The sequence below is a fragment of the Limnohabitans sp. genome, from assembly GCF_044361985.1.
GTDB lineage: Bacteria > Pseudomonadota > Gammaproteobacteria > Burkholderiales > Burkholderiaceae_C > Limnohabitans_A.
Genome location: NZ_JBIKHV010000111.1, coordinates 1 through 6,473 on the forward strand (window position 1 = coordinate 1; position 6,473 = coordinate 6,473).

Below are 6,473 nucleotides of genomic sequence, written 5' to 3' on the forward strand. Positions count from 1 at the left end.
TTTTTCAGTCGCCACAACCCAAAAAACGGCCATGCCGATGGGCACCCCATTGAGCCGCCAGTCTCCAGTGGATTGAAAAACAGTGATTTGCTCCAGAACGTCCGAAAATCCGTACGTGGCCAAGACCCCCATCGTGGTGATAACCAAAAACAGAGACCAGCCTGTCAACAAAATCGTTCGCAATTTGGGCGGGAAGTGTTGAGACGAAAAAACGCCCCACAACTGCACCAATGAATTGAGCCACATCACCACAAAATTGATCTTCAATGCCGAATCGGCATGGCCTGTCACCAACCACAAAAGGTTCATGCCACAGACCATCAACAGGACCACGACCGCTTTAGGATAGAAGGGCGCTGGACGGCATGCCCGCAGGGCCGCCCAGCCCAGCAGGATGACGAAAGGCACACGGATGACTTGCCCCAAGTTGCTCATGTGATTGACGGTTTCGGCCGCCAGCATCGGCAACCACTGGGCCAACAGACCGCTGTTGGCGGCGATCATGAACACCGCCGTCGCCTGAAGCCAGCAAAACACATGCAGCAAGACCGAGCGTTCCAGAAGCAGGAAGACGAGCGACAGCACCAGCACGGCGACCCCCAAGGTCAAAGACACCGTCATGCGCGTGATGCGGGCCATGGCCTCGGGTATCACCTCGTCAGATGACACCAGGGCTGTCTGGACCACCCTGACCGTTTCGGTCTGTACTTTTAAAAACGCGGTGACTGGGCTGCCTTTTGGCGCGTCGAACGAAAAACAGTACAGGTCATCTGGGCAGTTTTCCCATGACTTGACAAAACGGTCTCCGCCTTGCTGTGCCACCCATTGCCCATTGTCCTCAACATAAAACGTCAGCTGATCCAAGGAATAGGGCCCCACCCTGAGGACCAAACGCTCCACGGGTGTGGTCTGTGCCGCATCGTCCGCCAATGCATTCGCTTGTATTTGCAGCCGGATCCAGGTTTCGCCCTTCACAAAACCCAGTCGAAGCTCACCTTGATAAGGTTTGAAGTCCAGCAATTGCGCCGCTTCTAGGGTCCGCGTTGGCGCCTCTTCATGGTGGAAAGCGGTGTCGAGCCGAAAGCGTGCTTCGGCCGCATGCACAGACACTTGGCAAAACAATAAAAATAATAAATAAAACAGTCGCTTCATGGTTTTGCCAAATCATAGGAGCTTGCGCTTGATAAAACCGCAACCCTTCGAAAATGCGGTGCATTTGACGCCTGAAGTGAGAGCAGTTGTGAGCTTTCACGGCGTCGATACAACAACAGCTCGGTCCTTTATGAGGATCTGTGCGCTTCAATGAATATTGATGTGAGAACCCACAAGACACCCGGTTAGATTCCAGCCCATCTTGTGCTTTTTTCATCAGGACTACCCCATGACTTCTTTTCAACAATTGCAAAAACAAAAATCCGAGCTGGATTTGAAAATTGCCCAATCATTGGAAGCGGCCGAAAAAATAGCTGCCGAGTTGGAGCAAGCCCGAATACGTCACGAAGAAATCGAAACAGGCACGGCACAAATCATGGTGCTGATGGACAAGTACAACCTGAGCAAAGAAGATCTTTTCCCAGGTTTGTCATTCTCCAAGCCGGAAGATTCACGGTCGAAAAATTCACCACCGAAAGAATCCAAAACGCTGAGTGAAATGCGCAAGTATTTCAACAACTGATCAGACCCACGGCATCGTTCAGCGCCACGCCGCTGGGCGACAGGCTGCTCCTGGCACTGCTCGTGCATGGGTCATAATTGAGCGCATGCGGTTGGATTTCCTATCCCTCAAAGCCTGTTTCACCTTCAAGACAGAGATGAACGCTGAGGCCAAGATATTCATGTTTGCGCAAAATGAGCGTTTGAACCATCCATAAAATGCCCGCATGAACATAACGGGCGGATGGCATTGGCACTTGCGGGCGTGGCGGTCTCAGGAGCGCTGGGCCCCAGCCTCTTCGCAGATCGCCGATTGGCTGATGTCGCAAGCGATGCCCCGCCAACAACTGGTTTTGATCGGCGCGAGTGCCGGTTGGATGTTGCCCACGGCTTGGTTGGCGCAATTTGAAGAAGTTCATGCTTGGGACATCGACCCTTGGGCCAAGCCGCTTTTTTATGCTCGACATGGCCGGCACCTGAAGCACCAAGTCAAAGCATTGCACCTGCACACGGGCGACGGGTTGGCCCATTTGCCCGAACTGGTGAGCAGCATGCCTGGCGCTTTTTTCTGGTTTGACAATGTGCTGGGGCAATTGCGTTTCACGGGCTTGCCATTGCAAGAGACCGCACACCGATTGGCCCAAATACAGCATCAGATGAAGGGCGTGGCCTGGGGCAGTTTGCACGACCGCATGTCAGGGCCCCGTCGGCATGAACTCCCCTGGCCAAAGCCCAAGTTGGCCCTAGCAGGGTGGGCGATGGAATCCAGTCAAGGACAAGATTGGCTGCGCAGCACGGGGGCTGTGAGCCCTTGGCTCGACCACCTGACAGAGCAGGTCCTGCCACAGGGCACACCCGTGCAATACACCGCTTGGCACTTCAAACCGGGTTACGCGCATTGGCTTGAAATGGGATGGTGTCACCAAACCCTTTGATTCAGAAGGGCGGTTTGATCACTTTGGCACAAGTGCCTTTGATGAGGTTGACTTTGCGCCCGTCACTCAAGTTAAGGGATTGAACAAAACTGCCCGTTTTGCGGTCCAACACAAACTCTTCACCGGCGATCATGACGCCAAAGCGCTGAAACATGGCTGAACGGTTAACCTTCAGTTGCGTGCCCGCCAGCTGCAGGGTGCCCGACCGGCTTTCAGATATGGCTATTGTTCCTTGATACCAGCCTGATTTTTTATCGAAATCAATCTGCGCCATGGTGATCCTGGTGGGCTCGTTTTCCTTGATGCCCAAAACCAGTTGACCGTCCAGATCCAGATCCAGTTCACAAATCAGATCCATCACACCCTTGTTGGCACCGGGTACGCTCTCGACCACCACCTCGGGCTCGGGTGGGGCGTCATTCATGAGGTGTACAAGCCCCCAGATGCCGCCCATGACCAAAAGACCAATGGCGATACCGATTGCAGTATTTTTCAACATGGAGAGACCTCTAGAGGGTGTTGGCGTGAACCAAGGCGGGCAGTCGTCATCTTAACGTGCAGTAAAGCCGCATCTCACCGGATCACTGGTTGAGCACCGTGATGCTGACGCGCCGGTTTTGGGGGGCTGCAGGATTGCCAGTGACTTTGGGGTTGGTATCGGCGACGCCTTCGATGCGAGAAAACCGATTGCCATTGATGCCTTGCGACTGCATGAACTGTCGTGTGGCATCAGCCCGTTCTGTCGACAAGCTCCAATTGTTGCGCATGCTGTCGGGTGCGAAACCCAGGCTGTCGGTGTGCCCACGGATGGACAATTTGTTCGGCAGGGGTTTGAGCGATCGGGTGACCTCGGCCATCAGGGCGGCGGCTCTGCTGCTCATCACGGCGCCACCAGAGGCATACATAGCGAAATCAGCCTTGTCCATGACCTCAATGCGCAAGCCATCCTTTTCGCGCGTGATGTTGACTTGATCCTTGATTTTTTCTAACTGTGGATTTTCAGACAACTTCTGTTTGATCTCTTTTTCGACCTTATCGAAATTTTCCTTATCCTGTTTCTGGCTGGGCGTTCCGGTACCGCTTTCATTGCCAGGGTCTTGGTCAGAAGGGCCGTCTTTGTTGTTTTCTTCTTGGGACGAGCCGAAGCTTTCGTCTGGGCCACCTTGGGCTTGCGGCGTCAAACGCTCCAGCATCGCCGTTTGCTTGGCGGTGAAAGGGAAACCTTCTGGGTCGACGATGGACTTGCCACCGAACAAGCCATTGGAGCCAGCCAATTCGCCAAACACGATCTGGCTGTGGGAGGACGGCCTGAAATAGTCGGCCACGCTTTTTCGCTTGTCTTCGTTGGTGGCACCCAAAAGCCACATCAACAAAAAGAAAGCCATCATCGCCGTCATCATGTCGGCTAGGGCGATTTTCCAGGCACCACCGTGAGCACCTGCATGACCGTCCTCGACAATGATTTTGCGAATGATCGGCCGCACGGGCTCGGCAGCAACGGCCTCTTGATCGCTGGCCGCGGGTACTGCATTGCCTTCCTCGGCCATCAGGAACCTCGCATCCCGTCAAAGACTTCGGAGAAGCTCGGTTGGGAGTGGTGAGATATGCAGGCACGGGCTGACTCGATCACCAAGGGTTGTGGATGACCTTTGAGGTTGGCCACCAGCATTTCTCGAATCACGTCGTACACCTGCGAGTCTTCGTTGATGATTTGGGTCAGCCGCCCAGCAAAGGGCTCAAACATGCCGTAGGCCAAAAACACGCCCAGCAACGTCCCCACCAGCGCAGCACCAATCAGCGCACCCAGGACAGGTGGAGGCTGGTCAATCGCACCCATGGTTTTGACCACACCCAACACACAGGCCACGATACCCAGCGCGGGCAAACCACCCGCAATATTGGCCAGCGCACCGGGAGCCATCAAGGCTTCATGGTGGTGAACCTTGATGGCCTTTTTCATCAAATCATCCAGGGCATCAGCGTCCAGCTTGCCCTGCGAGATCACCATCAATCGAAGGGGATCGCAAATCATCTGAACGATCGACTTGTCTTTGGCCAATTTTGGAAACTCTCCAAAAATCGGGCTGGAGTCGGGATTCTCGACATGCGCCTCCAATGCCACGACGCCGTCTTTTTTCATCACATTTTGCAGTTTCCCGATCAAAAGCATCAGGGCCAGGTAATCCGCCTGATGCCACTTGGGGCCCTTGATGCACTGCCCAATACCACCCATGGCGGCTTTGAACACGGGAAAGCTGTTGGCCACCAAAGAAGCGCCAATGGCTGCACCACCGATGATGAGAAGTTCGAACGGTGCGGCTTTTAGGATGGGGCCCATTTTTCCGCCAGCAAGGATGTAACCGCCGAAAACAGCACCAAAAACAACCGCTAAACCGACAAAGAAAAACATGGTGGCCCTTTAAATCTAGACAATGCACCAAATACCGATGCACCAACCCAGCGCCCATTGAAAAAACAAGTCTATCAAATTGCCCAGCAAAATGACAGGCAGACCCAAGTACAGCGACCCCCAAGCCCAACCCGAAATCGTCAAGCGGGCTTTGGGGATGTCATGCCCCAAGATGGCATGTTCTTTGGGTGATGGCGAGCTCATTTTTCCCCTAGCACCGGTATTAGTCGGACTCAAATGAGATATCTTGAGTCGAATTTGAAAAATTTGCCTATTATGACAATATGGATGTGAAATGGGAGCAACTGCCACAAGCCGATTGGGAAGAATTTCATTCGACCCAGCACGGTGCTTTGCAGCAGGCATGGACTTACGGCGAAGCCTTGACTTCATTGGGTGTGACCGTCTCTCGTGCCATGGTCTGGCAAGAAGGCCAACTGGTGGCCGTTGCCCAATTCATGTGCAAACGGGTGCTTGGCTACATCTCTTTGGCCTCGTGCATGCGGGGCCCGATCTTTCATCCCGATCTCAGCCCCGCTGAGCGTGCGGATATTTACAAGCGCTTGCGCCAATCCGTCCCACTGCCCCGCTTGAAAGTGCCCTTGTTTTCCCCCGACCGCACAGGCGAGCAACTCGATCCGGTTGAAACCCGAGGACTCTCACGGGTGATGACCGGTTACTCCACCGTGCTGCTCGATTTGACCCACCCGCTGCCCACATTGAAAGCCCAGCTCGAGGGCAAGTGGCGCAACCGCTTGAACAAAGTGTTGGCCAATGAGAAGCTGCGCATCCATGTGCAACCGAGTCGCAAGCGCTGTGATTGGCTGCTGGGCCAGGAGCTCGCCCAGCGCGAAGCGAAAAAATTCCATGGTCTGCCCACCGATTTTGTTCAAGCCTACATCGCCGCTGCGGTTGACCCTCGTCAGGCTTTTGTGGTGGCCTATGCCGAACTGGGCAAGAACTCCGTGGGCGGCATGCTCTTTCTGATTCATGGCCGCGTTGCCAGTTACCATATGGGCTGGGCTGATGACGAGGGCCGACAGATCAATGCCCACAACGCATTGCTCTGGCAGGCCATGGCTTACTTGCAGGAACAAGGCATCGAGGTGCTCGATCTGGGGGGCGTCAACACCCACGATCTGCCCGGCATCTCTCGCTTCAAACTGGGTACTGGCGGTCAAGCCATCACCCTGGCGGGAACTTATTTTTGAGAACAAACATGACGATGCGAGCATTTTCAATGCGTGCTGTGGTTCGGTGGAGCCTGTGCTGTGCAGGCTTGGCAGGTTGTCTGAGCCCACTGACCGCACAGGCCTGGACCCGCATCGGCGAAACCCCGGAAGTGACACTCTACGTGGACCGCAGTGCCATCGAGCGGGAAGACAGGGTCCGCCGCGTCTGGGAAATGCAAGACCTCAAAACGCCGGACCCCGAAGGGGTGCGCTCCAGACGCTACCTGAACGAATACGACTGCA

At 54.7% G+C, this 6,473-nt stretch carries 8 protein-coding genes; 4 read left to right on the top strand and 4 right to left on the bottom strand.

Annotation, left to right across the window (positions count from 1 at the left end):
- The coding region (locus ACIQ3A_RS13085; RefSeq protein ID WP_396432169.1) for a 7TM-DISM domain-containing protein at window positions 1-1,152 on the bottom strand (1,152 nt) is incomplete at its 3' end.
- A gap of 229 nt (window positions 1,153-1,381) precedes the next feature.
- Between ACIQ3A_RS13085 and ACIQ3A_RS13090 the strand changes: the two genes are divergently transcribed.
- Both ACIQ3A_RS13090 and ACIQ3A_RS13095 read left to right on the top strand, forming a co-directional pair.
- Window positions 1,382-1,675 (top strand): hypothetical protein, encoded by a 294-nt coding sequence (locus ACIQ3A_RS13090; protein ID WP_396432170.1) that lies wholly within the window; start codon window positions 1,382-1,384, stop codon window positions 1,673-1,675.
- A 205-nt stretch (window positions 1,676-1,880) separates the two neighbouring features.
- Window positions 1,881-2,588 (top strand): hypothetical protein, encoded by a 708-nt coding sequence (locus ACIQ3A_RS13095; protein ID WP_396432171.1) that lies wholly within the window; start codon window positions 1,881-1,883, stop codon window positions 2,586-2,588.
- A gap of 1 nt (window position 2,589) precedes the next feature.
- Here ACIQ3A_RS13095 and ACIQ3A_RS13100 read toward each other — a convergent pair whose 3' ends face one another.
- From ACIQ3A_RS13100 to motA, 3 genes are all read right to left on the bottom strand, one after another.
- Entirely contained in the window at window positions 2,590-3,087 is a 498-nt protein-coding gene (locus ACIQ3A_RS13100; protein ID WP_396432172.1) for a hypothetical protein, read from the bottom strand.
- An 82-nt stretch (window positions 3,088-3,169) separates the two neighbouring features.
- Window positions 3,170-4,135 carry a flagellar motor protein MotB gene (locus ACIQ3A_RS13105; protein ID WP_396432173.1) on the bottom strand — a complete coding sequence of 322 codons (966 nt, stop codon included), beginning with the start codon at window positions 4,133-4,135 and terminating at the stop codon, window positions 3,170-3,172.
- Window positions 4,135-4,998, bottom strand: coding sequence for a flagellar motor stator protein MotA (gene motA, locus ACIQ3A_RS13110; protein WP_396432174.1), 864 nt, complete (start codon window positions 4,996-4,998; stop codon window positions 4,135-4,137). Before motA ends, ACIQ3A_RS13105 begins: the two co-directional genes overlap by 1 nt.
- A 284-nt stretch (window positions 4,999-5,282) precedes the next feature.
- Here motA and ACIQ3A_RS13115 point away from each other — a divergent pair, with 284 nt between their 5' ends.
- Entirely contained in the window at window positions 5,283-6,209 is a 927-nt protein-coding gene (locus ACIQ3A_RS13115) for a GNAT family N-acetyltransferase (RefSeq protein WP_396432175.1), read from the top strand.
- Between the two features lie 8 nt (window positions 6,210-6,217).
- A partial coding sequence (locus ACIQ3A_RS13120) for a surface-adhesin E family protein (protein ID WP_396432176.1) occupies window positions 6,218-6,473 on the top strand: 256 nt, incomplete at its 3' end.

Excerpts from the sequence above, each read along its gene's own strand:
- ACIQ3A_RS13090 (WP_396432170.1), top strand. The coding sequence starts at position 1,382 with ATGACTTCTTTTCAACAATTGCAAAAACAAAAATCCGAGCTGGATTTG.
- ACIQ3A_RS13095 (WP_396432171.1), top strand. The coding sequence starts at position 1,881 with ATGAACATAACGGGCGGATGGCATTGGCACTTGCGGGCGTGGCGGTCT.
- ACIQ3A_RS13100 (WP_396432172.1), bottom strand. The coding sequence starts at position 3,087 with ATGTTGAAAAATACTGCAATCGGTATCGCCATTGGTCTTTTGGTCATG.
- ACIQ3A_RS13105 (WP_396432173.1), bottom strand. The coding sequence starts at position 4,135 with ATGGCCGAGGAAGGCAATGCAGTACCCGCGGCCAGCGATCAAGAGGCC.
- motA (WP_396432174.1), bottom strand. The coding sequence starts at position 4,998 with ATGTTTTTCTTTGTCGGTTTAGCGGTTGTTTTTGGTGCTGTTTTCGGC.
- ACIQ3A_RS13115 (WP_396432175.1), top strand. The coding sequence starts at position 5,283 with ATGGATGTGAAATGGGAGCAACTGCCACAAGCCGATTGGGAAGAATTT.